Source organism: Anaerocolumna aminovalerica, from assembly GCF_900115365.1.
Classification (GTDB): domain Bacteria; phylum Bacillota; class Clostridia; order Lachnospirales; family Lachnospiraceae; genus Anaerocolumna; species Anaerocolumna aminovalerica.
Genome location: NZ_FOWD01000019.1, coordinates 56,846 through 83,423, shown reverse-complemented (window position 1 = coordinate 83,423; position 26,578 = coordinate 56,846). Strand labels below are relative to the sequence as shown.

General features: G+C 34.5%; 24 protein-coding genes and 1 tRNA gene. 6 read left to right on the top strand and 19 right to left on the bottom strand.

From position 1 onward, the window contains the following. Nucleotides 1–37: 37 nt before the first annotated feature. Complete coding sequence (locus BM183_RS11895) at nucleotides 38–430, top strand: integrase core domain-containing protein (protein ID WP_330392419.1); 393 nt, start codon at nucleotides 38–40, stop codon at nucleotides 428–430. Between the two features lie 630 nt (nucleotides 431–1,060). Here BM183_RS11895 and folK read toward each other — a convergent pair. The 5 genes from folK to BM183_RS11870 all read right to left on the bottom strand — a co-directional run bounded on the left by folK (nucleotide 1,061) and on the right by BM183_RS11870 (nucleotide 6,085). Then, nucleotides 1,061–1,882 (bottom strand): 2-amino-4-hydroxy-6-hydroxymethyldihydropteridine diphosphokinase, encoded by an 822-nt coding sequence (folK, locus tag BM183_RS11890; protein ID WP_091687100.1) that lies wholly within the window; start codon nucleotides 1,880–1,882, stop codon nucleotides 1,061–1,063. Nucleotides 1,883–1,966: 84 nt separating this feature from the next. After that, entirely contained in the window at nucleotides 1,967–2,776 is an 810-nt protein-coding gene (gene folP / locus BM183_RS11885) for a dihydropteroate synthase (protein WP_091687099.1), read from the bottom strand. A 90-nt stretch (nucleotides 2,777–2,866) separates the two neighbouring features. Further along, nucleotides 2,867–3,418, bottom strand: a complete 552-nt coding sequence (gene folE / locus BM183_RS11880; RefSeq protein ID WP_091687098.1) for a GTP cyclohydrolase I FolE — start codon at nucleotides 3,416–3,418, stop codon at nucleotides 2,867–2,869. A 37-nt stretch (nucleotides 3,419–3,455) separates the two neighbouring features. Beyond that, a complete protein-coding gene (locus BM183_RS11875; RefSeq protein ID WP_091687097.1) occupies nucleotides 3,456–4,826 on the bottom strand; it encodes a bifunctional folylpolyglutamate synthase/dihydrofolate synthase in 1,371 nt (456 codons plus the stop codon). A gap of 56 nt (nucleotides 4,827–4,882) precedes the next feature. Next, the gene (locus BM183_RS11870; protein ID WP_091687096.1) at nucleotides 4,883–6,085 is read right to left on the bottom strand and encodes a class I SAM-dependent rRNA methyltransferase; all 1,203 of its coding nucleotides are present in this window, start codon (nucleotides 6,083–6,085) and stop codon (nucleotides 4,883–4,885) included. A gap of 392 nt (nucleotides 6,086–6,477) precedes the next feature. Between BM183_RS11870 and BM183_RS11865 the strand changes: the two genes are divergently transcribed. Together BM183_RS11865 and BM183_RS11860 are read left to right on the top strand one after the other, a co-directional pair. Then, the gene (locus BM183_RS11865) at nucleotides 6,478–7,665 is read left to right on the top strand and encodes a GNAT family N-acetyltransferase (RefSeq protein ID WP_170847982.1); all 1,188 of its coding nucleotides are present in this window, start codon (nucleotides 6,478–6,480) and stop codon (nucleotides 7,663–7,665) included. Nucleotides 7,666–7,774: 109 nt separating this feature from the next. Then, nucleotides 7,775–8,176, top strand: coding sequence for a Fur family transcriptional regulator (locus BM183_RS11860; protein ID WP_091687094.1), 402 nt, complete (start codon nucleotides 7,775–7,777; stop codon nucleotides 8,174–8,176). Between the two features lie 40 nt (nucleotides 8,177–8,216). Here the strand turns inward: BM183_RS11860 and BM183_RS20890 are convergent, their stop codons facing one another. The 6 genes from BM183_RS20890 to BM183_RS11830 all read right to left on the bottom strand — a co-directional run bounded on the left by BM183_RS20890 (nucleotide 8,217) and on the right by BM183_RS11830 (nucleotide 14,694). Then, the gene (locus BM183_RS20890) at nucleotides 8,217–8,648 is read right to left on the bottom strand and encodes a hypothetical protein (RefSeq protein ID WP_176494691.1); all 432 of its coding nucleotides are present in this window, start codon (nucleotides 8,646–8,648) and stop codon (nucleotides 8,217–8,219) included. Nucleotides 8,649–8,756: 108 nt separating this feature from the next. Then, nucleotides 8,757–9,536 (bottom strand): TIGR03915 family putative DNA repair protein, encoded by a 780-nt coding sequence (locus BM183_RS11850; protein ID WP_091687093.1) that lies wholly within the window; start codon nucleotides 9,534–9,536, stop codon nucleotides 8,757–8,759. A 98-nt stretch (nucleotides 9,537–9,634) separates the two neighbouring features. Continuing rightward, nucleotides 9,635–11,239 (bottom strand): putative DNA modification/repair radical SAM protein, encoded by a 1,605-nt coding sequence (locus BM183_RS11845; RefSeq protein ID WP_091687092.1) that lies wholly within the window; start codon nucleotides 11,237–11,239, stop codon nucleotides 9,635–9,637. 89 nt (nucleotides 11,240–11,328) lie between these two features. Beyond that, a complete protein-coding gene (locus BM183_RS11840) occupies nucleotides 11,329–12,495 on the bottom strand; it encodes an ABC transporter permease (RefSeq protein ID WP_091687091.1) in 1,167 nt (388 codons plus the stop codon). After that, nucleotides 12,482–13,621 carry an ABC transporter permease gene (locus BM183_RS11835; protein WP_091687090.1) on the bottom strand — a complete coding sequence of 380 codons (1,140 nt, stop codon included), beginning with the start codon at nucleotides 13,619–13,621 and terminating at the stop codon, nucleotides 12,482–12,484. The genes BM183_RS11840 and BM183_RS11835 overlap by 14 nt, the downstream gene beginning before the upstream one ends. A gap of 137 nt (nucleotides 13,622–13,758) precedes the next feature. Continuing rightward, nucleotides 13,759–14,694: an ABC transporter ATP-binding protein gene (locus BM183_RS11830; RefSeq protein WP_170847981.1), complete on the bottom strand. Its 936-nt coding sequence runs from the start codon at nucleotides 14,692–14,694 to the stop codon at nucleotides 13,759–13,761. Nucleotides 14,695–14,902: 208 nt separating this feature from the next. On the opposite strand from BM183_RS11830, the gene BM183_RS11825 reads away from it, so the two are divergent. Further along, nucleotides 14,903–16,015 (top strand): sensor histidine kinase, encoded by a 1,113-nt coding sequence (locus tag BM183_RS11825; protein ID WP_091687089.1) that lies wholly within the window; start codon nucleotides 14,903–14,905, stop codon nucleotides 16,013–16,015. Between the two features lie 135 nt (nucleotides 16,016–16,150). After that, entirely contained in the window at nucleotides 16,151–16,774 is a 624-nt protein-coding gene (locus tag BM183_RS11820) for a response regulator transcription factor (RefSeq protein ID WP_091687102.1), read from the top strand. A gap of 92 nt (nucleotides 16,775–16,866) precedes the next feature. On the opposite strand, the gene BM183_RS11815 is transcribed toward BM183_RS11820, so the two are convergent. The 8 genes from BM183_RS11815 to BM183_RS11780 form a co-directional block, all read right to left on the bottom strand. Then, the gene (locus tag BM183_RS11815; protein ID WP_091687088.1) at nucleotides 16,867–17,379 is read right to left on the bottom strand and encodes a hypothetical protein; all 513 of its coding nucleotides are present in this window, start codon (nucleotides 17,377–17,379) and stop codon (nucleotides 16,867–16,869) included. Nucleotides 17,380–17,459: 80 nt separating this feature from the next. Further along, a complete protein-coding gene (locus tag BM183_RS11810; protein ID WP_091687087.1) occupies nucleotides 17,460–17,780 on the bottom strand; it encodes a hypothetical protein in 321 nt (106 codons plus the stop codon). Between the two features lie 309 nt (nucleotides 17,781–18,089). Further along, nucleotides 18,090–19,058, bottom strand: a complete 969-nt coding sequence (locus BM183_RS11805; protein WP_091687086.1) for an ABC transporter ATP-binding protein — start codon at nucleotides 19,056–19,058, stop codon at nucleotides 18,090–18,092. Next, nucleotides 19,055–20,230 carry an ABC transporter ATP-binding protein gene (locus BM183_RS11800; RefSeq protein ID WP_091687085.1) on the bottom strand — a complete coding sequence of 392 codons (1,176 nt, stop codon included), beginning with the start codon at nucleotides 20,228–20,230 and terminating at the stop codon, nucleotides 19,055–19,057. The genes BM183_RS11805 and BM183_RS11800 overlap by 4 nt, the downstream gene beginning before the upstream one ends. Before the next feature lie 13 nt (nucleotides 20,231–20,243). Continuing rightward, nucleotides 20,244–21,293 (bottom strand): ABC transporter permease, encoded by a 1,050-nt coding sequence (locus BM183_RS11795; RefSeq protein ID WP_091687084.1) that lies wholly within the window; start codon nucleotides 21,291–21,293, stop codon nucleotides 20,244–20,246. A 12-nt stretch (nucleotides 21,294–21,305) separates the two neighbouring features. Beyond that, complete coding sequence (locus BM183_RS11790) at nucleotides 21,306–22,295, bottom strand: ABC transporter permease (protein ID WP_091687083.1); 990 nt, start codon at nucleotides 22,293–22,295, stop codon at nucleotides 21,306–21,308. A 90-nt stretch (nucleotides 22,296–22,385) separates the two neighbouring features. Then, a complete protein-coding gene (locus tag BM183_RS11785; protein ID WP_091687082.1) occupies nucleotides 22,386–24,848 on the bottom strand; it encodes an ABC transporter substrate-binding protein in 2,463 nt (820 codons plus the stop codon). A gap of 132 nt (nucleotides 24,849–24,980) precedes the next feature. Beyond that, nucleotides 24,981–26,195, bottom strand: a complete 1,215-nt coding sequence (locus tag BM183_RS11780; protein WP_091687081.1) for an InlB B-repeat-containing protein — start codon at nucleotides 26,193–26,195, stop codon at nucleotides 24,981–24,983. Nucleotides 26,196–26,483: 288 nt separating this feature from the next. Between BM183_RS11780 and BM183_RS11775 the strand changes: the two genes are divergently transcribed. Further along, nucleotides 26,484–26,556: transfer RNA gene (locus BM183_RS11775), tRNA-Pro, on the top strand. The last annotated feature ends 22 nt before the right edge of the window (nucleotides 26,557–26,578 follow it).

The following is a 26,578-nucleotide window of genomic DNA, read 5'->3' as shown; positions in this document are numbered from 1 at the left end:
GTAGCTATCTCCATTTAAAGTATCAGAAAAAGAAGAAATCAACTCTATTGGTTATGCCTATGATACTTCCATGACAGCCGAATTGGCTATGCAGGCAGCTAAAAATGCATGTTTAAATGTAAAGGTTATTGAAGGCATCATTCTGCACAGCGATTTGGGCACACAGTATACCAGTAGGATATTTGAGGATTACCTGTCTTTCAAAGGTATTATTCATTCTTTTAGCCGAAAAGGAAATCCTTATGATAATGCATGTATTGAATCCTTCCATTCCATGCTAAAGAAGGAAGAGATCAATCATCATAAATACAATGATTTCAATACTGCCCGCAAGGCTGTATTTGAATATATTGAATCCTGGTACAACAGAAAAAGGATTCATGGTGCCATTAATTATTTGACTCCGCAGGCTGCTAATGAAGCAGCATAAGCCGCATCAAAAGTTAAACTTTTTGTGTCTACGTTATTGACACAAGTCCATGGGTATACTAAATGAATGTTATATTAATTAAAGCACTAAATTAAATACAAGTTTCAATATATAACTTTACCTCAATGTATAAATTGAACTTTGGAGGTTTCGAAAAGGTTTTAATTCTTTTGGAATAGATATTTAAAACTTATATAGATAGATATAGAATTTTTTAAAGCTATTAAAACAGATAATATGAAATGAGAACCTATTTGTTTTATTTATATGGAAAGAATAATAGTTATTGTCTGACAGAGAATTTATTCCTTAAGTATACATAATATATATTTAAACTTGATTGATGTAATTAAAATTATTTCATAAACAGCTTTGCTTCACAACATAAATTAAAATCAGAAAGTACTCATTGAGCTTTCATAATGACTCTCATAAACTAAATTAGGATAACAGGGTGTATATTATAAATTTTGCGTAATCCGGCCGACAGGGTAAGGTAGCAAAATTTATAATATACACCCTGTTATCCTTGAACATATAAATTGAGTCATTATGAACGCTTTAATGAGCACTTTCTGATTTCCAACAAACTACAGAGCAAAGCGTCCTATCGTTAAATAAGCTAAATTTTTAATTGTTTCTTTTATAATTTTCGTATAATTGACTTACGGTTTGATTATAAATTGGGTGCATATAATAAGGAGCAATTTCACACATTGGATTTAAGACAAATTCCCGATTAAGTATTTCCGGGTGTGGTATGGTCAATCTTTCTGTATTGATAATGGTATGATCATAGAACAAGATGTCCAGGTCAATGGTTCGGGGGCCCCAGTGGATGGTTCGGACTCTCTTTAATTTGTTTTCTATTTCGCTAATAAAGTCCAATAATTCTTCCGGTGTCTTCAGGGTTTTTAGTTCCAGTGCACAGTTTAGAAAATCTTCCTGCTCCACTTCTCCCACCGGCTTTGTATTACTATAGGAGGATACTTTTACTACCTGGCACTCCTGGTGGGATTTTAATAAGTCTATTGCGGAAGTCAGGTTTTGTTCCCTGTCTCCCATATTGGATCCTAGACTTATATAAACGGTATGCCATCCCCTTTCCATTTCTACAGATACAGTATCTATGGGTAAAAGTATAGGTGCCCAGGGTTTTTTTACTTCCACTTTCACTTTTTCTATATTCTTAAACTCTATTAATATTTTCTTTGATAAATGTGCGGTCAAGGCTTCAATTAACTTGAAGGTATTTTGCTCCATTTCTTTTTTTATAAAATGGCATACTTCTCCGTAATTAATTGATTTTGATAAGTCATCATTTTTTGTAGCAGCTGATAAATCTGTAAAAATTTCTACAGATACTAAAAACTTCTGCCCTAATACATTCTCTTCTTTATATACACCATGATGGGAAAATACTTCAAGGTTTGAAATTACTATTTTATCCATATTAATTCTCCATACTTCTAATGCCTGCGAATTTGGGGCAAGTACAAAATTACCCTGTGACAATTTTAATTTTCTCACCAGCACTTAACGTTCCCTTAGTATTGCTTCTGTCATTCGAATTGTCCGAAGGTTTGCTAAAACATCATGTACTCTTACAAAATCACAGCCCTTCATAACACCCATAACAGTAGTTGCAAGGGTTCCTTCTAATCGGTTTTCTACAGTTTCATCTAGCGCTTTACCAATCATTGATTTTCTCGAAGTTCCAAGTAGAACCGGCAGCTTAAATTTCTGAAGTTCTTCCAGACGATTTACAATAGTTAAATTCATTTCATAGGTTTTTGCAAATCCAACTCCCGGGTCTATTATGATTTTATCCCTTTTAATACCGGCGGATAAAGCAATATCAATACTTTCCTGCAGGTCTGAAAGCACATCTTCCATATAGTTATCATATATAATTTCTTTTCTGTTATGCATAATACATGTGGCTGCATTATATTTGCTAATGACATTTGCCATGTTTGTATCGTATTTTAGCCCCCATATATCATTAATCAAATCAGCACCGGCATCTAAAGAAGCTTCAGCTACCTTACTTTTATACGTATCAACAGATAAAGGAATATCAAAATGTTTTTTTAATTCTTTAATAACCGGTACCACTCTCTCAATTTCTTCTTCCTGGGAGATCATTGTATAATTAGGACGGGTTGATTCACCGCCAATATCAATAATATCTGCACCTTCCTTTATCATCTGTTCTGCACGTTTCAAGGCATTGGATAAAGTATTAAATCTTCCGCCATCGGAAAAAGAATCCGGTGTTACATTAAGAATACCCATAATATAGGTTCTTTCCTTAATTTTAAACTCTTTATTCCCAATAATCATTTCATTAAACACCTGCCTTTATGAATACCTTTTCACAATAATATTACGGCTCTCCCAATAATTAAAAACAATAAATAATTCTGAAAGGTGTTATTTTATTAGCTGAAAAAATGTATTCTTTAGCTCCTGATTTTGTTCAAAAGCTCCTCTGGTTACTAAAGTAGTGGTCAGCGTACCTGGTTTGCGGACACCCCGCATAGTCATACACATATGTTCCGCCTCCAGCACTACAATTACTCCCTTTGGATTTAGATATTTCATAATATCATCTGCGATTTGGGCTGTCATTTGTTCCTGTATCTGGGGACGTTTCCCATATACTTCAACGGTTCTTGCAAGCTTGCTTAACCCCACTACTTTTCCATCAGGAATATATCCAATATGCGCTTTACCATAGAAAGGAAGCAAATGATGTTCACACATTGAATAAAAGGGAATCTCTTTTTCCACTATTATTTCATTATTAGTAGCTGTAAAAGTTTTTACAAGATATTCTTCGGCATCTGTTTTTAATCCGCCAAATATTTCTTCACACATTTTGGCAACTCTTCTTGGAGTCTCCAGCAGCCCTTCCCGTTTTACATCTTCACCGATGCCTTCCAAGAGAAGTTTTACCCCTTCTTCAATTTTCTTCTGATCCATCTTCTTCTCCCATCTGCCAAATCCTTTGTATTAATCTCTATTTTATCGTAACATCCAATACTTGATACACTTCTTTTAAATATGATAAAGAACCAAAGGCTAATATTACATCACTTTCTCCTGCAATATTATAAGCCATCTTTACAGCATCAGGAACCCTACTGCAGTCATAAACTACACTACAATATTGATTTGCCGCCTCTGCCAATACGCTGGAACTTAATCCACGGGAATTATCAGGAGTTATGGTTAGGATTACACTGGCATATTTCCCTGTATGTTTTAATACAGCATTATAATCTTTATCTGCCAACACTCCCATAATGTAAATTATTCTTTTATTTTTCAAATAAATATTTATATTTTTCGCTAAAGAAACAGCAGCATCTTCATTATGAGCCCCATCTACTATAAATAATGGTTCTCTCTTTAAGATTTCAAATCTGCCTCTCCAGCTGGCATTTGAAAGACCTGTATAAATATCTTCCTCTGTTATGGAGTAACCGGACCTTTGCAAGGCTTTTATTGTTAATATAGCCGTAACTGCATTTTTAACCTGATTTTCACCTAATAGATTTATGTGCAGATGTTTCCATTCCTCATAGGAAAATATAGTACCCTTTAAATCCTGCTCTTCTATCTTAATGTTGTTAAAGTCGGCAAAGGTCACACCAGATTCCATCTCTTTGCATACTTCCTCAATAACTTTTCTCGCCTCCGGTTTTTGATCATAGGAAATTACCTCAATACCCGGTTTAATAATTCCAGCCTTTTCCCTTGCTATCTGTTCCAAAGTATTGCCTAAAATATGCATATGATCCATACTGATAGAAGTTAAAACTGCACACTCCACAGTGTTTATAACATTGGTTGCATCTAATCTGCCTCCCAAACCAACCTCTAAAACAACAATCTGGCATTTGGAATCTAAAAAGTACAAGAAAGACATAGCTGTTTCTATTTCAAAAACAGTAGGATGAGGCAGACCTTCTGCCGTTATCGAGACACAAGCTTTTTGAATTTGTTCTATATAGCATGTAATATCTTCTTCTGAAATATATTTTGTTAATATAGATGAATGTTTAACTGGCTCTGTATCCCTCTTCTGTCCATTCTCATTACTTATAATATGGGAAGCCTCATATTTATAGGATATCTGAATTATTTCTCTTTTATTTAATACTGCCGGTGAAATATATCTTCCTACATAATAGCCTGCTGCTGCAAGAACAGCAGAAATATAAGCTGCAGTAGTACCCTTTCCATTCGTACCGGCCACATGTACAAACTTTAATTGTTCCTGTGGATTTCCTAATCGTGCTAAAAGTGTCTTCATAGACGAAAGCCCCAACACGCTGCCATATTTATTTGATTCTTCTATGAATTTATAAGCTTCTACAATGGTCATATTACACCTGTGTCTTTCTTTCCTATGTCTTTCTTTCCTTAGTCTAAAATAATAAACTATCTTTCATCGCAAACCTGGAATATAAAGAATTTTAAATAATAAGACTCATCTGCGGCCCAAAGAATCGGATGATCCGGAGCCTGAGTACGGTATTCAACCTGTCTTAATCTCTTTCTTACATGTTTAGCTGCCTGTCCAATCGTATCTGAAAATAAATCCGGAGTCATAAAATGAGAGCAGGAACAGGTTGCTAAAAACCCTCCATCTTTCAGCAATTTCATCGCCCGAAGATTAATTTCACGATAACCCTTTACTGCATTTTTAACAGAATTCCTGGACTTTGTAAATGCAGGAGGATCCAAAATTATAACATCAAATTTTTTACCCTGCTTCTCCAATTCCGGTAATAACTCAAAAACATCTGCACATTGAAAATGCACTACTTCCTGTAGACCATTAAGTGCTGCATTTTCTTCTGCCTGCTTTACTCCCAGTTCCGATGCATCTACTCCTAATACACTTTTAGCCCCGGCTAAACCGGCATTTAACGCAAAAGATCCTGTATGTGTAAAGCAGTCCAAAACCTCTGCTCCTTTACACAATTTCTTTATGGCTTCACGATTATATTTTTGATCTAAAAAGAAACCGGTCTTTTGACCTTCCTCTACATCTACATTATATTTTACACCATTTTCAATAATCTGAATCTTAGTATCAAAAGGTTCTCCCAGAAAACCTTTGATCCGTTCCATACCTTCTTGTATACGCACCTTCGCATCACTGCGTTCATATACACCACGAATCTGAATTCCGTCAATTAATAAAATCTCTTTTAACAGTTCAATAATTATATTCTTCATACGGTCTATTCCCAAAGCCAGTGACTGGACAACTAATACATCTGAGAATTTATCTACAACAATTCCCGGCAGGAAATCCGCTTCACCAAAAATAATGCGGCAGCTACTTGTATCTACTGTTCTTTTTCTATATTCCCAAGCAGCTTCAATACGTGTCTTTAAAAATGGTGTATCGATTTCCTGTCCTTTTATTCTGGTCATAATTCTGACTACTATTTTGGAATTGGTATTGATAAAGCCCCTTCCCATAAAATAGCCATCAAAATCATGTATGTCAACTATATCTCCATTCTCAAAATCTCCGGTAATAGAATCTATCTCATTATCAAATACCCACATACCTCCGGATTTTAATGTTCTTCCTTCACCTTTTATTAATTTCACAATTGCTTTTTCCATATATGATTTTCTCCAATTTCTGCAATATAAGTTCTGCTCCTATATGAAGCAGGTTTACATACGCTCACTAAACCTTAATTATATCAGGAGCCCTTCCGTTACTGATATTGTGCTCCGCTCCTATCCACAAGAAAGCTTGTGGATGTTCACTACGCGTTATTATATCATACAAAGGTTAATTGTAAAAGAAGTTATTTGAATGAAGGAAGAAGCCTAAATCCACTGGATAAACCTAAAAACAAAGGCAATTCTATAGATATTATTTAATTATATACCATCTTGGTTCATACACTGATTAATTATGAATCCTTCTTTTACTGCCAATCATCTTGCTATTCAAATCCATGTTTACTTCTGCTATAATAGTGTAAATGGTTAAGGAGGAACTTACAATGTTAAAGGCTGTAATTTTTGATATGGATGGAGTGCTAATTGACAGTGAACCACTACATGCTAAGGCTGCCCTATTGGCATTTGAAAATATAGGTGTTAACATTACTTTAGAGTATTGTTATCAATTTATTGGAAGAACTAATGCAGATATGTTAGAAACTATCATTTATGATTATAATCTGACCTATAGCATTGAGGAATTGTTAGATTTATATAATAAATCCAGAAAACAATTACTTGATAAAGAAGGTTATTCCCCTATTCCTTATACAAAGGAATTAATCCAGGACTTGTATCGGCATGGTATAAAATTAGCCATAGCTTCTTCTTCCTCTTCCCAGGATATAGAAGAAGTAGTAAGTTCACTGGGAATCAAAAAATATTTTGATCATTTAATCAGCGGAACTACAGTGAAGCATCCAAAACCTGCACCTGATGTATTCATAAAAGCTGCCAGGGAATTAGGCGTTCATACTAATGAATGCATTATTATAGAAGATTCTTATAGCGGACTTATGGCTGGAAAATCAGCAGGCATTCCTGTAATCGGATTTGCTAATCCCAATTCCGGGAATCAGAACTTATCAGATGCCTGTATTATTATAGAAGGTTTTGACGAAATTGATTACAACTACGTGAATCAGATTCATGCAAGAGTGAATGGAGAGCCTGTTACTATAGCTGATACCTCCAGATTAATTATAAGAGAACTTTCTGAAAATGATTTGGATGATTTGAAGGAAATATACGCTCAGCCTGATGTGAATAAACACATTGAAGATGTTGATAAGGATTTAGACATTGAAATAGAGAAACAAAAAGCTTACATAAAAAATATATACTCCTTCTACGGATACGGTTTATGGGGTATATATCATAAAGAAACCGGTAAATTAATTGGCAGATGCGGAATCCAAAATAGAAAAATCCAGGAAAAAGAAGAAATTGAACTAGGTTATCTTTTATCAAAAGATTATTGGGGATCAGGTTTCGCATCCGAAAGTGGGAAAGCAGTTATTGATTATGCCTTTCATATCCTGCATATTCAAAGAATTGTGACAGTTATTGAACCGGAAAATTATAGGTCTGTCAAAGTAGCGGAAAGAATCGGAATGTCTAAAGAAAATACGGTTACTATAAATAATAAAGAATACCTGCTCTATAGTATTGAATTACCCTCACCATAACAGATTTCTCCATAAAAGTATTGACAATATGAGATAAATAGAGATAGACTTTATTTAATATATGTAAACATTCCATTGTTTTATTTACCACATCAAAGGAGTATAGCTAATGGAACAAAAACGAAATACAAAACAAAGACAATTAATACTTGATATATTAACCAATTCTTCAAGGCCTATGTCGATTAATGATATATATCAAAAAATAATACATGAAATACCTACCATTGCAAAATCGACCATTTATCGAAATATTGATTCCTTATTAAATCAAAATCTAATCGATAAATACTATTTAAATGACAATGAATTGTTTTATCAAATTAAGGACAATACAAATCATCATAAGCATTATGTAATATGTGACAGTTGTAAAAAAATGTTTGATTTGCCACTATGTCCCATACATGAAATAGAAGATGTCATGAAAAAGGAAGGATTCTCTATATCTGATCATTATATACAAATATCCGGCACCTGTAAGGATTGTTTGAAAAAGAAAAACGAGTAGTTTAGCTTTTAAACTACTCGTTTCTTAATAATCTTAAAAATTAACGATTATTATTGTTGTTCACTCTGTTTTCAATGGTATCTTCTACCCTATCAACTGCTCCACCAACGGTATTATTTCTAGTACCATTTGTTGTAGTTCCGTTTGTTGTGGTTCCGTTAGTTGTAGTACCATTGGTTGTTGTTCCGTTTGTTGTTGTTCCGTTTGTTGTAGTTCCGTTTGTTGTGGTTCCATTTGTTGTTGTTCCGTTTGTTGTAGTACCATTGGTTGTTGTTCCATTGGTAGTACCATTAGTTGTTCCGTTTGTTGTTCCGTTTGTTGTTCCATTTCTATTATCATCTACATTCGTACTTCCAGTACCATTTCTATCTGATGTAGTTGAATTATTAGTACCTCTACCAGTATTACAAGCAGTAAAAGATAGGAAAGTTAAACAACAAACAGCTAATAATAAATATAGTTTTCTTTTCATGGATACTCCTCCTATAAAATTATTTCATTTTACTCGTTTAGTATCCCACTGATTTTTCTATATTATGCATATTAGAAATGCTTGGATTTAATTTGCTTTAAAAATTCACTATTTATTAAATTCTGTCATATGATTTCGGAATCTTAATGGAAGATTATTCCTTTGAAGTTTATGATTTGTTCTTGCTTCTATTCCTATTGTTTCAAAAAAAGTTTTCCATAAACTTTGAAACTCTTCTTCTGCATTGGAAAAATTCCCGGCTTTATCCAGATTCAGATGTTCTCCTATTGTATAAATCCAAGGAAAGCCAGCCTTATGAACAATGGAAGTTTTTCTTTTTTCATCGTAAATAATAAAGTTTCCATTAGATAGTCTGTCCGAAAAATGAGGTGCTATTAATCTTACTATGTCATTCTTTGGATTTATTTTTGCTAGTAGTATATGATTGTTAATTTCTTTAAAACGTAAAAACCCCAGAAAGTGATGAACCTCATTGGATACATTCCGGTTCATCTCAAATAAACTCATAACAGTATCATTGGCTAAATGATTTACCACCTTGGCCCCCATGGAAAAACCCAGAATTAAGAAACGGTACACAATATCTGCCTTTTCTGCTTTTTCAGACCATATTCCATGGCAGACCATATCATAGGCTTCCATAGATATCTTTTCTTTTATTGCTTTTGCAACCTTAACTGCCTTTTCTTCGTCTGTTTTAACATAAATATACTCTGAAAAAAGTTCCAAATTTATTCCATTCTCATTATTCATGGAAACTTCAATACGATTATACTCATGTCCATATCTACTGCTCCATGCATCATAAATAGCGGTAAAGATTCCTTCTGCACTATCTTCACATATATAGATCCTTTTATTTTTCATAATAACCTCGATTCGGGTGCTTTAGACTTTTCTAACTATAGCAGCTTGGTACACCAGCATAAATTGCGTCTGAAAAAATATTATTTTTCAAGCATACCCTAGCGCCGCTCCATATATTTTGGTATATCAAGATTAAAATTAACATCATCAAATAAAGACAATTGCTGATAGGTTATCTGATCTCCAATTCCTAAAGGAAGTTTTTCTTTTAAACTAATAAGCTGGTTGGTAATATAATTTTCTTCTATTTTTGTGGGATACATCATTTTTCCATTACATGTGATAAAATACAATGCTCTTTTTAATACAACGCCCATTTTTTTTAGATCTTCAAAGGACAATCTGGAAGTTCTTCGCGCTTTTATGATTCTCCCGGCTGATTTTACACCAATTCCGGGAATCCGAAGAAGAGTATAATAGTCTGCTTTATTCACCTCAACAGGGAATACCTCCAAATGCCCCAGCGCCCAATTACACTTAGGATCAAGCAATACATTAAAATTAGGCCTGTCCTCCGTTAAAAGTTCAGAAGCAGAAAAACCATAAAATCTTAATAACCAATCAGCCTGGTATAATCTATGCTCCCGCAATAAAGGCGGTCCTCCCGGCAAAACCGGAAGGGAATTATCTTCATTCACACGTATAAATGCAGAGTAAAACACTCTTTTTAAATCAAAATTCTGATATAAGGCCTCTGCAACGGATATTATTTGATAATCACTTTCGGGAGTTGCTCCTATAATCATCTGTGTACTTTGTCCTGCGGGAACAAATCCCCTATCCACAGCAGGTCTTTTTACCAGCCCTAATGTTGAGGAATCAGGGCTGGCATAACTAAGGTTTTGGGATATATTATTTAATAAAGCCTGTGGTTTCCTACTATTAATATAAATGTCATTCTCGTATGGAATATGTTGGCCGGATAAAGTTCCTGACAATAAATTTCCATTAGAAGAATCTTCTTTTATAAAATTCCCTCTTGAGGAATGAATATTTAAAGAATCCATTGTTGAAGAAGATATAACCGAATCTATATTATTATAAATAGATTTATTATTTTGATTCATAAACGGAAGATGTAAATTTTCATTCCTCCCCAATTGAATCTGCTTCATAGGTCTTAATATATTCTTACGTGTTTTATGAGGTGCTAGAGCCTTTAATCCATCCGCTGTAGGCAATTCAAGATTTATACTCATACGGTCGGCATACCAGCCTGTTATCTCAATCAGGGCCGGATCTGCACCAGGAACAGCTTTACAATGAATATATCCATTAAAATGATGAACTTCACGTAATAATCTTAAAGATTCACACAATAACTCCATGGTATAATTAGGACTTCTCATAACTCCGGAGCTTAAGAATAACCCCTCAATATAATTTCGTCGGTAGAATTCCATTGTTAATGTTGCAATCTCATCCGGTGTAAAGGAAGTTCTTACTACATCATTAGAGGATCTGTTAATACAATATTTGCAATCGAAAATACATTCATTGGTAAATAATATTTTAAGGAGGGAAATGCATCTCCCATCGGCAGAAAAGCTATGACATATTCCTGCAGCTACAGCATTCCCCATTCCCGGTCCTGCGGTACCTTTCCGGTCCACTCCGCTTGAAGTACAGGCTACATCATATTTTGCAGCATCTGTTAATATTTCCAGTTTATTTTGTATGGATAAATTTTCTTGTATTATCATAGTTTAATTCCCCTGCGAACATTTGTTTGTATTTATTATACTACGAATCACAAAATTTATCAATACTTTTTTAGAACGTTTGTTTGTTATTAATTATTTCTCTGACTTTTCTTCTTACTTACTACTAAGGATAATGCAAATAAAGCTGCTGCAAATCCTATCTGTATCACCATATAGAAAAATATTTTATTTATATTTTCATGATTACTGCCATTTAATTTGGCAATGGTATCATTTCCTCTTACAAACCAATACACTGGATTAAAACTTGCTAATTTCAGTACAAAATCCCCCATTAGAAATTGGGGTACAAAAGCTCCGCTTAAGAAGCTTAAACCCAAAGGCAATACGTTGGATAAAGCCTGTGCAGCCTGCCTGCTTTTGATTAGCATGGCTATCAGATAGCTCATGGCCATAGCACTTACGGAAAATACAATTAAATTCATCCAGTATAATAATACATTTTCCGTAATACCTTTTTCATTACTCAAAATCACACTAAGTATGATAAATATCAGATCAAACACCAAAACGAATATAATATTTCCACCTATTAATTGTGCATTTATATTTTTAATCGATATGGGTGCTACAGTATTTCTTCGTAATATATCTATATTATGAAAAGTTACCATTACCATTCCAATACCAAGTAAACAGCAGCTTAAAAGTACATAGGATGCAAAATTAAAATAAGTATTAGCAAATCCATAGTCTTTCCTGTTTTCTGTTGCCTGATCAATGGCTACCTCTGTTTTTACATTTACATCTTCACGAATATAAGAGGCTAATTGTTCTTCTGTGATACCCGGCACAGCTTCTAAATAGCTTCTTCCTGTATTCAAATAGTTGTTAATAGCAGTATCTACCGTCGTGGTGAATAAAGAATCGGGAACAGACTTCTTTTCCACTGTAACCTCTTTGCCACTTAAGTACTCTTCACCAAAATTATATGGTATGGTTAAAACATACTCCACATCACGGAAAAATAAGGCATCGGATATTTTCATATCATCATTGCCTAAATCTTTAAAGTCACAAAAATCCTTTAAATAATCAATAAAATCCTGAACTATAAGACTGTCTTTATCGTGATTAACCAATGCTGTCTTTACTTTTGACTGTTTGAAATCCGTTATTTCATTGCCTTGAAATTTTGAAAGAATTATAATTAATGCAGCAAAAACAAATGCATATATGGCAATGGAGACCCATGAGTTTTTTAATAATTTAAAATAAAGTTTAAATACTTGCATACTCTTTCCTCCTTATCTTAAAATAAGCAATACTTGTAAAAACAATAGTTAAAATAAAGAGTAGAGTTATGTTCCGATAAAATCTGTGGTACTCATCATAATAATACAAACTATATAAGGTATCTGTGATTAAATTAGAAGGATTGATAAGCCCAATAAAAGGTACATTTGTTTGAACAACATACTTAACCTGAGTTGACATCATGCCTGCCAAAAATCCTCCACCCATAATAATAGCAGTTAAAATTGATTCTTTTGCCTTTAAATTAGCTTTTATTGTCACACAGATCATAGCCCCAAGAGATATACCGCATATGGAGCCAATAAAACATGTAATGAGAATATAGTTTAGCTGACCTCCAAATGCAACATTAAGTACTCGAATCAGGAAAGCCAATAAAAACAAAACACTTAGAAAATGCAGTGTAAATGCAGCTAATAGATTGCATAACAGCAATTTCATTTTATGCGTTGGTGCCACATTTATTCTTGCTGCAATGTTTGATTGATCAGCTTGGATATTCACAGCTTCCGCAAATCCCCAATTAGCTCCAAATATACAAGATAATGCTATTAAGGAATAAAAATAGATTAGTATATTATCCGGATTTTTATCTTTAGCTCCTCCATCTACAATAAAATTACGAAATAAATTGGAAATCAGATTAATCTGTCCATTCTTTACTATATCTGGGTTTAGCTGAATAATATGGTTAATTGTTTGGTTTTTTTGTTCATAAGTATCCAAAAATGTCTTAATAATAGACTGAGAGAACCCATTGTTTTTAATATACAATACCGGTTTATCCTTAAAGACAATATATCCTTCTACTTTTTCCCTTACTAATAAATCTTTAACTTCCTCTAAGGTTCCGGTTTTAACTTCAAATAAATTCTTACCTTCTGTAATCTTCACATTCTCCAATATATCCTTAAAAGGTACTATAACATTTTCTTCTACAACCAAACCAATGGGTATGCTTTCAATTCCTTCTGCTTTAGATAAGTTGGAGAATGCCATGTAAAAGAATATGGATAATAAAATAGGAAAACCAAAAGACCAAAATATGTTTTCTTTATTCCTTAATAAACACTTTAATCTGGTTTTATATATTCGAAAAAACATAGTAACCTCGATTCTGGCGCTTTTGCACCTTTTAATAATAACAGCAGCCTTATCTTAATCCTGCCTTTTGTGCCTTTTTTGATAAAAATAATTGGGTACCGGCACAAACCACCTATCTTCTTATTAAAATCAGATGTTTAGTCCCTTAATTCCTTCCCGGTGATTTCAAGAAATACATCATTTAAAGTCGGCATCTCCGTATATATCTTACCAAAATTTATTTCACTTTTTTGTAAGTAGTCAAGAACATGAATTAAATTGTTTTTACCTTTCTTAGACTTTATCTCTAAAGTGTTATTGCTATATAAAACAGAAGAAATATTAGGTATTCTCTTCATTTCTTCTAAGTGTTCTTCATTTAGATCATAAGCTTCTACCGTAATTTTCTCTCCTAATGAAATCATTGCTTTTAGTTCATCTTTGCTGCCGGTTGCAAGAACCTTGCCTTTATCAATAATTGATATTTTACTGCATAACTGTTCTACTTCTTCCATATAGTGAGAAGTATAGATAATAGTAGCACCATTTTCATTTAATTTCTTGATTCCTTCCAGTATTTTATTCCTGCTTTGGGGATCCACTGCAACGGTCGGTTCATCAAGGATAATAAGCTTTGGCTTATGGGCAATTCCACAGGCTATGTTCAGTCTTCTTAGAAGGCCTCCGCTTAGTTTCTTGGGGTGAAACTTAGTAAAGTCTTCTAGTGAAACAAAAGAGATTGCCTCCTGGGTAAGTCTTCTTACTTCACTTTTATCTTTTATATATAAGCTGCAAAAATAAGATATATTTTCATATACGGTAAGTTCATCAAATACTGCCACATTCTGCATAATGATACCAATATCTTTTTTAATATCATAGGCATTGGGACTCATTTTTTTGCCAAATATATCAATAGTGCCTTTGTCATACTTTAACAAAGACAGAATACAATTTATTGCCGTTGTTTTACCGGAACCATTAGGCCCCAGTAAACCAAAGATTTCTCCTTCTTCCACGGATAAGTTCAAATGATCCAGTGCCACCAGTTTATCATATCTTTTTACAAGATTCTTTACATCTACAATTACCATAATTGACCTCCAAACATAGATTTTCAGTACCTATTACCAACTAAGTATACTATAGCTTACCAAAGTCTATTTTCAAAGTGAACAAAGTCATTATTCTTTATGACAAATGTAACTTACATTTCATTGATTTATTTTTATGGATTTGCTATGATTACATTAGATTAAGAATATCATTCTTTTAAGCTGCGAAAGGAGCAAGGTTATAGCTATGTTAGAAATTCAGGATAAAGCACTTTTATTTATATGTTCCTTTGCTTTATATATGTTAGAAATTGAAGGCGATTATGCAATTATCCCCATTATCATTGCAGTATTTTTCACAAGTTTAAATACATACTTTGATAATCGAAAACTAAAACTTGCTTTTTTTCTTATCTACATTGCATGTTGTCAATTAATACCTGACTGTTATATTTTCTTGCCTTTAATTATGTATGATATAGCGCTATATGACTACCAAATACTTGCCTCCTTGACTGTTTTACCTTTGTTCCTCAATTTTCATGAATATAATATGAATATTATCGTATTTAACTTTGTATTTTTCATATTGGCATGGGCTTTAAAGTATAAGACTATTTCTACTATCCGATTGCAACGGGAATATAATGAACTAAGAGATACTACAAAAGAAATGTCAATCTTACAAGAACAAAAAAATCAGAGCATATTAGAAAATCAGGATTATGAAATCAATCTTGCAACTTTAAATGAAAGAAACCGTATATCTAAAGAAATACATGATAATATCGGCCACCTTCTTTCAAGGTCACTTTTACAGATCGGTGCCCTATTAAAGATCTCCAAAGAGGAAACCATCACAGAAGGTCTGACATTATTAAAAGACTCCATATCTGCCGGAATGGACAGCATACGAAATAGTATTCATAATATGCATGATGAATCCATAGATTTATATACCCAAGTAGAAACAATAGTAAAAGGATTTACTTATTGCAAGATTAACTTTGAATATGACTTTAAATCAACCCCTGACATTAAATTAAAATATACCTTCATAGCAATTATAAAGGAAGCCCTTTCAAATATTATGAAATACTCCAACGCAACAAAAGTAATGGTAACTTTAAGAGAACATCCGGCTATGTATCAATTGATTATATCTGACAATGGAACTATGGACATTAACAAAAAAGAAATATTAAAAAAAATAGTTCAGAATCAATTATACCATGAGGGCATGGGACTTCAAAATATAACAGATCGTGTAAAGAGCTACCATGGAAATATAAATATTAATCTGAATAACGGATTTCAAATATTTATAACCATTCCAAAGGAATATAATAAAAGTAATTAATAGGAAGGCTATTGAATAAAAATAAATACTAAATATAAATAAGAATAGAGAGGATACCACAAAGTGATTCTTTCAACTTGATTTTTGTGGTAATATTACATCTACAGCCAGGTGTGATATAGGATGGGTGGATATATGAAAGTGTTAATTATTGACGATGATAAATTAGTATGCTCTTCTCTGAAAATCATATTGGATTCAGATGATGACTTATCCGTTATAGGTACCGGAAATGATGGTAAAGATGCAATTAAACTATACGAAGAGTTAAAACCGGATGTTTTATTAATGGACATACGGATGGAAACTATGACCGGTCTTGAAGCCGGCGAGATAATTTTAAAAGAGGATAAGAATGCAAAAATCCTCTATCTGACTACTTTTCTTGATGATGATTACATCATTAAAGCTTTAAATATCGGCGCAAAAGGATATATGCTAAAACAGGATTTTGATAGTATCGTACCTGCCCTCCATGCCGTACATAAGGGACAGAATGTATACGGTAACGAAATCATCACAAAGCTTCCTAACTTGCTGCATCAGAATAACCCTGTAAAAGCTTATTCTTCCTATGGCATTACTGATAAAGAATACGAAATTATTTGTAAAATTGCTGATGGCCTTTCCAATAAAGAAATCGCCGATATTCTGTTCTTAAGTGAAGGAACTGTAAGAAATTATATTAGTCAGATATTAGAAAAGTTGAATCTTCGGGATCGTACGCAGATTGCTATCTTCTATTATAAAAATAAATAATAGCTATAATTATAAATATAACTTAATGACCCTATTTGTTGTTTCCAAAAATAAAGCGAGAGGAAGGGTATTATCTTTCTACTCGCTTTATTTTAATTCATATAGTAAGAATATAAAATTTCATCTGCTAAAAATTGTTCTGCTGGTATAGAGTTGTTTTTAATATTAATTAATTTGATTGTTATGATATTATCATTTTCGGCTATCTCATAGTTTTTTGAAAACCTTTTATCAGGAGATATGGCATATTGCTTTATTGGAAGATATGTCCATGAACGAACTTCTTTGTAATCAGGGTCATAAAATAGTATTTTAATATATAAATCCTTTTCATACCAATAAAACGATTTTAATATGCTTTTCTTATTTGTCTCAACCTTTGATAAAAATCTTGAGATTACTTTATTTTCTTTAGGTTGTACCCCTGATATATTGATAAAACCATCCCTTTCAAGTTCTTCCTCTGTAATTGATGGGGTGAGAGAATAAAGAAGCTTTTCTATGCTACCTGCAGATATAGAATGTTTTTTTACTATTGCATATGTAATAGCTATACATACTCCTAATAAACCCAGTAGCACAAAAAAGTAATATTTCTTTTTCATCTAAATTCCCCCCTTCTAAAAAATTTAGCTGCCATATTAATCATATGATTTTATTCATAAATATTCAACCTTATTCTTACTCAACTTAACCAAAATGAAATAAGTAAGAACACTCCAAACAATAATAGTATCATTATAATGGCAACGGGCAAAATAGCCTGTAATGCACCAAAAATCATGGCCATTCTTTCTTTTTTGGTTAATTTTAAATCGGATAAATTTTTCCGTTCCGTACTATACTTATTAGGCGTATACCAGGAAAATCCCTCTATGTTCATATCAGCAATTGACCTGCCATCATCAATAAATTCATTTTTTTTATTTGGAGCCTTTTTAGCCTCTGCTTCATCCTCCACTTTATTCCGTTGGACGATTTGATCGGCCTCCTTAAAATTGCTCATAAAGTACCTCCTTTTTTCAGTTTATGCAGATTAGCAACCTAATATCGCTACTTACTCATAACCTTATACACTTCATTACATTTAAGCAGGAGCTTAAACTCCTGTTTAAACAGGAAATTCCTTCCTGATAGGGTTAACCTTTAGTTCTATCTTACTTTATTTTTCCCACTTTGTCTATTAATAAGTATTCCTGAAATCAGCTGAATACAAACAGGATGATGTAATATCAATAAAAATAAGTACTGTTAAGCGATTGCTTGCAGTACTTATTTTCAATATAGAATATAAATATTAGATTATAATTCTTCATTATTTATATAAATGACAGGCCACTTTATGTCCTGGTGTCATTTCTTTAAATTCCGGAGCGTCTGTCTTACAAATCTCCATACACTCCGGACAACGGGTACAGAATTTACATCCCTTAGGTGGATTAGCCGGAGATGGTAAATCTCCCTGAAGGATGATTCGCTGCATCTTAACCGTTGGATCCGGCATAGGTACGGCACTGAATAATGCCTTAGTATACGGGTGAAGGGGATTACTAAAGATATCCTCCTTTGAACCGTACTCTACCATATTACCAAGATACATTACACCAACCGTATCTGAAATATGTTCAACAACAGATAAGTCATGTGAAATAAATAAATAAGTATAACCGTATTTATCCTGAAGGTCTTTTAACAGGTTAATAATCTGTGCCTGAATGGAAACATCAAGTGCAGAAACCGGTTCATCACATACAATAAATCTGGGACGAAGTGCAATTGCCCTTGCAATACAAATTCTTTGTCTTTGACCACCGGAGAACTCATGAGGATAACGCTCGTAATAATGTGTTTGCAATCCACAATCCTTCATGACCTGTAAAACATACTCTTTTAATTCACTCTTTGGAACTATTTTATGTGCACTTACTGCTTCTCCTATAATTGCCCCTACTGTAAGTCTTGGGCTTAAGGAGGAATAAGGATCCTGGAATATGATTTGAATCTGTGGTCTTAGATTTCTTAACTTTCTTCTTGACAATTTAGATAAATCCTGTCCATTAAAAATTACTTTTCCATCTGTCAGATCATGTAAACGTAGAATAGTTCTACCGATGGTTGTTTTACCACAACCGGATTCTCCAACCAATCCCATGGTAGTTCCCTGCGGAATATCAAAGGATACATCATCAACTGCTTTTAAATATTGAGTTGGACGACCTAAGAAATCTGTTCCGATGGTAAAATATTTCTTAAGGTTTTGAACTGATAAACATGTCTCACTCACTTTGCCACCTCCATACTGTCATTATCCTTTGTATTAGTGTCATCATACAAATAGCAGGACACCTGATGTGTATCACTAAACTTTCTTACACTTGGATATGGTCCTTCACATGCAGTGTGACAACGGTCGCAGCGATCTTTAAAATAACAGGTCTGGGGCATATTGATAGGATTTGGCACCTGCCCGGGAATACTGTACAAGCGGTCCACCTTTTTACTTACTACCGGTTTACTCTTCATAAGACCAACAGTATATGGATGCTTAGGTGTTAGAAAAATTTCCTTTGCAGTACCCATCTCAATAATTCTTCCGGCATACATTACAACAACAAAATCAGCCATCTCCGCTACTACACCAAGATCATGGGTAATTAACATAATGCTGCCCTTTATTTTTTCCCGCACTGAACGGAGCAAGTCTAGTATCTGCGCTTGAATGGTAACATCAAGTGCTGTTGTTGGTTCATCTGCAATAATTAGCTTCGGATTACAAACAAGAGCCATAGCAATCATGACACGCTGTCTCATACCACCGGATAATTCATGGGGATAATTATCATAAACTCCTTCAGGCCGGGCAATTCCTACCTGAGTCAGCATTTCTATTGATTTCTTTTTTGCTTCTTCTTTTGTAGCACCCGGATTGTGAAGTAAAGTAACCTCATCTAATTGGTAACCAATTGTAAACACCGGGTTTAAACTTGTCATAGGTTCCTGGAATATCATTGCAATATCCTTGCCACGTATTTGTCTCATGGCCTCACTTGGCATCTTTGCTATATCATAGCATTTTTCTCCGTCATTATAACGAATAGAACCTTTTACAATTTGTCCTTGAGGTGCTTGTACCAGCTGCATTAAAGATAGACTTGTTACACTTTTTCCACACCCGGACTCACCAACAACACCTACCGTACTGTTGGCAGGAACACTGAAGGTTACGCCATCCACTGATTTTACAGTTCCGGCATCTGTAAAGAAATATGTATGTAAATCATCAAACTCAACTATGTTCTTAGGATCTTTCATTGTAGTTAAGTAAGTATCTTCACTTACATTCTTTCTGTGTTTCTTTGCTTCTAATTCCTTTGTCATTTTACGATTATATTTTGCAATTGCTTTTTCTTCTTGACGGGATATATAATGCCCGTTATCTTTTTTTGCTTTCGCCATAGCATTATCCTCCCTATCTCTTCATTTTTGGATCGATTGCATCACGCAAACCATCGCCTACAAAGTTAAATGCCAATACCGCAAGTACAATCAAGATACCCGGTGGAATCCACAGGTTTGGATAGTACTGTAAGATACTTTGTCCTTTGGAAGGATCCGCAAGGGAAATCATAGTACCCCAGGCTGCCCTTGGTATCTGTACACCAAGACCCAGATAGGATAAAGTTGCTTCATATAAGATAATGTTACCAAGACTTAATGTCATTTGTACTATTAGCTGAGGCATAACATTGGGAATTAAGTGTCTGAATATCTTTGCTTTTGCAGAAATACCAGTTGCTTCTGCTGCAACCATATACTCTTGCTCACGTAAAGATAAAATCTGCCCTCTAACCATACGAGCGGTTCCAGCCCAACCAATCAAAGTTAAAAATCCCATAAGGAAGTAAATACGATTGTTTACCGGCATGATACTCACAGGCAAAGCCGCTAACACAGAGGACAATACAATTAAAACCGGCAAGGTGGGAATACAATTTAAGATATCTACTATTCGCATGATCAGCATATCTATTTTTCCGCCAAAGTAACCGGACATTCCACCAAATATAACACCTAGTATAGATTCTAGAAATACAACCAAAAAACTAATGGTTAAGGAAATTCTTCCGCCATACATCAGACGAACAAATACGTCCATTCCATTGGTATCTGTTCCAAGCCAATGCTCCTTAGATGGCGCCGCCTTATAATTATCAACACCTGTAGATACATCATAATATTGATATTTTTCACCATCTGCTCCTACAAATACTTCTGAAGTAGATACATTTACTTCTGTAGGAATGGTAAAAACCTGTGTTTCCCTATATGGAATAAGCAACGGACCAACATAACTAAATAAAAATAAAAATATAATAATAATTAAGCCAACCATAGACAAACGGCTTCTAAAAAAACGCTTCACCACCAAACGCGTCGGCGACAATGCACGAACACTATCGCTCAGGCTCTCATGTTCTAACTCCGCAGCCTGAACATTGGTATTATTCTCTTTACTCATCTTCAGACCTCCCTATTGCAGTTTTACACGAGGATCCACAATCGCGTATGATACATCCGCAAGAATGGTACCTAATACTGTCAGCACAGCTAGAAACATCATATATCCCATAACAAATGGGATATCCCCCTGTAGTATGGCCTTATAAGATGTGGAACCAATACCGGGAATTGCAAACACAGTCTCCGTAATCATAGCTCCACCAAATAAGCCCGGTATACTTCCACCAAGCATAGTTACTATAGGAATTAAAGTATTACGAAATGCATGTTTATAAATAACTACCTTCTCGGACAACCCTTTTGCCCTTGCGGTACGGATGTAATCAGAATTTAATACTTCTAACATATTAGTTCTTGTGTATCTCATCAAACTACCAATGGATAAAACTACAAGGGTTACCATAGGTAGTACCATATGATGAATGATATCAAGAACTTGTTCAGGACCTGTTAAGATCTTTGTTGCATCAGAAAGTCCCTGTAATGGGAACCACCCAAGCTGAATTGAAAATAACCGCAACAGTAAGGCTCCGAAGAAAAACGAAGGCAACGAGATACCAGTCATAGCTAATACTGTAACGGTATAGTCAACCGCTCCGTACTGTTTCGTCGCTGCGACGATACCAAGCGGTATAGATATCAGTATGTTTAAAATCAAAGCTACTAAGGAAATCGCAAATGAAATCCACATATACTTTTGAATTACTTCTTGAACCGGGCGTCCGTATACAAAGGACACGCCAAAATCACCACGAACTGCTTTTGAAAGCCATTGTCCGTAGCTTTTCATAATTCCGCCAAAGGAACTGTCTCCAATTCCATACAATTCTTTCATTCTTTTAACGTCTTCTTTTGTCAACTGACCTTGAGCAACTTGCGCAGACGTATGCTGATCAATATAGTCAGCAGGCATCATTCGGATAATAAAGTAAATAATAATCGATACTCCTAACAGAATGACTATTGATATTGCAAGTCTTTTACATATATATTTGAACATGTCTTTACCCCACGATATATGAAGGGGGGCGAAAGCCTAAGCCCCCCTTTCATCATTTTTTAAATTATACTTTTGTAAAAATCTTATAAATTATTTATCAAGTAAGCTAACATCCCAGATAAAATCGATTGGTCCCATATAAGGTGTAGTTTTTTCTGCTGGAGTTATGCTGCCTGGATCAACAACACTCTTGTTGTAAACATACATGTTCTTTCTTTGATAGGTTGGTAATTCTACTGCCATTTCCATAGCCTTATCAAGCGCTTCTGAATAAATTGGTTTTCTCTCATCTACGTTAAGGGTAGTACGGCCCTGTTCGATTAATTCATTTAAGCGAACTAGAATTGCTTTTTCTTCTTCAGTTCCATTTTCAAACTTATAATAAAGTCCTGTAGCCTTTGGAGAACCGGCTTGGTTTTTGGCAGGATCAGAATGCCATGTCTGGAACATATCAGGATCTATGGTAGCTATCCAAGCTGCTGCCCAAACAGATATTACACTTTGTTCTAATTTACTTAAAACATTTTGATCAATATCAATAATAACTTCCACTCCAATTTTTTCCAATACTTCCTGTGCTTTTAAGAATACCTGACCAGCAGGGTGTTTATCAGCATCAGATGGAAGTGTAAACTTAAAGGATGGCTTACTGCCCTCAGGTGTTAATAATTTACCATCTGCTGTTTCTGTATAACCAGCCTTTAAGAAGAAATCTTTAGAAGCTGCACCAGTTTCATCAAATGGATACATTGCTGTACTGCCTTCCGGATAAGCCCATGATACCTGACTCAACGGTCTATGAATAACCGTAGCTAAACCACCTGGATAAGAGCCTAATGTAAGTCCTGTATCCATAGCAGACATAAGAGCGCGTCTTACATTAATGTCCGGAATAAGCTCAGCACTAAGGCCAATGTAACCATAGCCTAAATTATCTACTAATACATAATTTAAGTGAGAATAAGAAGAATCTGATGTAATCTGATTAATTACGGTTGAACTAGCTTGAGGCTGTGAAATATGAACTTCACCTGTTAACACAGAGTCCAGTTCAGATCCGCTATTAATTGTCTTTATTCTTACATATTTAATCATCGGAGCACCTAGCATAAAGTTATCATTTGCTGTAAGATAACAGATACCATTTTCATAAAATTTATCTGAAGTCGGATTCTCAGAGTTATTCACATCTGTAATCTTATAAGGTCCTGCTCCCATTGGTAGACCGTTGAATTCCTTTATCTCCATCATAAACTCTCTGCTGGAGAAATCAACACCAAAATTATCAACGCCATTGGCTTTGTCATGTCTTTCCTGTCCTGCATAGTAATGCATTGGAGCAACATTGAAAGTAAAGTTCCAAATTGCCTTAGGGTCAACACCATTTAATACTACAGTAACAGTCTCACGTTCAACACCATCAGAGCAAACTTCCTTCCCCTTAGTGATACCGCTGATGCTCTTAACAGTACCTTTGTTTGCCTCAAGATATGCTGCCTTTTCTTCTTCTGCATAGAACTTCTTTGCATCATCTACAGTTGTAAAACCAAACGCTTCATCATATTCTGGAACAGTCATTGCTTCTTTAATGCACTTCATTGAAGCATTAATGTAATCTTCTTCGGTGTAAGTACTCATTTTATCCACTGTCAAACCTGTGGATTCATCAATAACATAGGCACCATTTTTATAAGCAATTAGCTCTTTACCAAGAGTACTAGCAGTATAGAAAAGAATAATAGATGACTGTGCAGTATCTAAGAAATCTTCCGGTCCATCTAAACCAAAATCACCAGGTTCATATTTATTTGCTATTAATGTACCGCTATCAGCTGCCACACTTTCTTTAACAAGTTCCCATAGCTTATCAACAACAGCTGCTTCACCACTACCAGCAATTGCCGCTTCAACCTTCTTATCAGCTGCTTCTGCAAACTCAGCAAGCTTAGCATCTGCTGAACTTTCGTCTGCAATCTGAGTCTGGTAAGCTTTTAAGCCTTCAATATTCATAGAATATAAGGTAGTGGAGCCATCATACTTTGGATCTAAAAACACATATAAATTAAATAGTACGTCATCTGCCGTTACCACATGACCGTCACTAAAAGTAATTCCGTTCTTAAGCCAGAATTTATATGTAGACTTTGACTGGTCATCACTTGTAGTCATCTCGAAATCCCATGCAATTGTAGGTTGGTCTATACCTGCCACCGGTTCAGCTAACTCATTATTTGTGATTAATTTAGCTTGCGTTTTCTCGTAAACAATACGATCTGGTTCACTTGTACCGAAGAATGGTGAGAATTTTCCGTCAAGTGTTAATTCGCCAATAACGAATGGATTATTCTCATTGGCAGCAGAACGAGGTGTAGATGCATCTCTTCTGCCTTCCGGAACATCCGGTTTTACTTCACTTTTTTCCCCGCCAGCTGTATCTGTTGGTGCTACAGTGGACTTAGTGTCTTCAGGATCTTTTTTCTTCCCACATGCCGCTAAAGAAAGAATCATCGTCATGCAAAGAAGTAACGCTAATAATTTCTTTGATTTTTTCATAAATTACCTCCATTTTTAATTATTATAATCATAGCCTTTCGACTTAATTATCTAATGCTCTTACCGATTATCGGTTCTTATGTTTGTTATGAAGCACTTCGGCTTCCATTACTAACCTACTCCAGTTATGTATTACTTTCCTTCTATAGTCTCTAAGTTTCCTGTAGTGGTTACATTAACATTAATATTATTAAATACAGAATTTATGGTGGTTGTTGAATTATCACCAGCTACAAAACCGGATGCAACAATATCAACATTTAATCCTCCATCTGAAGAGATTGCAATTCCGTCAAAAGTACAATTCTCAATTGTTGTTCTCTTGGTACGTCCTGCTAATGCTCCAACACAAAGCTTAACATTGGTGGATTTGTCAATTACAATATTAACATCCTTCATTGTTAAGTTTATTATCTTAGCACCTTCTAATTTAGAGAATAATCCGTAAGATACCTCTTCTGCCTTTTTAGCAGCAATTCCGGAAACACGATTCTTCACATTAATATTAAGATTTTCAATGGCATATCCGTTACCGTCAAATACTCCGCTAAAACCTTCAATTGGCACCCAAACTTCCTTGGATAAATCCATATCATTTGCTAATATGTAATGTCCTTCCTTATTATCTGCCATTGCCTTTAAATCACTTACAGTTTTAACTCGGATTAGATCACCTTCTACAAACTTACAGTAGATATTTATCTGAGCTTTTCCGCCATTTGAATAATCAATGTCCTCTTCTTCAATTATTTGATTAAATTCATATTTTTCAGTGCATTCCGGATCTTTATAATAATCAATTAGAGTAAATCCATTTTTCTTAGGTTCTGTAGATGTAGGACGCTTTAACTCACTTCCAACATTGATTGACCATTTTAACAAAGGACTTTCATCAGGATTTGCTGCATCTAAGAAATTAATTGACGGATTATCCGCCCATCTTGCATATAAAGTTAAATTCTTATCAACGGCACTTTCATCAGAAATCCGGTCAGTAGAAAAATCCCATAAATCTTCTTCATTAAAATTATAAACCGTTCCATTCTGTGTTTCTTCTGTTGTATACTTGGTATACCATCCAACTAATGACTTATCACCATTCTTGGGCTGTACCAGCATACCAGAAGTTCCGCTTGGCTCAAATAATAAAGAATTGTCTGCATAATAAACGACTCGCTTCTTTTCTTGATTGATGTGACCACCTAAAGTATCGTATGTAACTACATATTCATAACCCTGTTCTTCCGGATGTACGAACAGAGAACTGGTCCCCACACTACAACCGCCAAGCAGTAATGTTGAAGCGGCCAACGCCAATACCATAATTCCTTTTTTCACCTTGTACATATGTCCTCCCAAAATTATCCAAAATCTCCGAATGTAAAAAAAGAGAAACCACCCCCATACCCAAATATAAGAATGCTTCTTCGCAGATTTATTTATGTAAATTTTACTAATTCAACTGATTATAGCAACTTTAGATGGAAAAGTCAATATTATATACCAAGAAGAATAATATTTTCCAATAAGAATTTTTGACTTATAAAGCAAATAATTTTTGCTTGACTTTTTTTCTAAAAAGTATCATAATGTCTTTGGCAAGGTTGATAGTTATTAGTTCTTTGTCATTAAATTCGAGGTGTGGCTCAGATGGTAGAGCGCTGCGTTCGGGACGCAGAGGCCGTGGGTTCGAATCCCGTCACCTCGATCTTTATTTTATTATATCATGA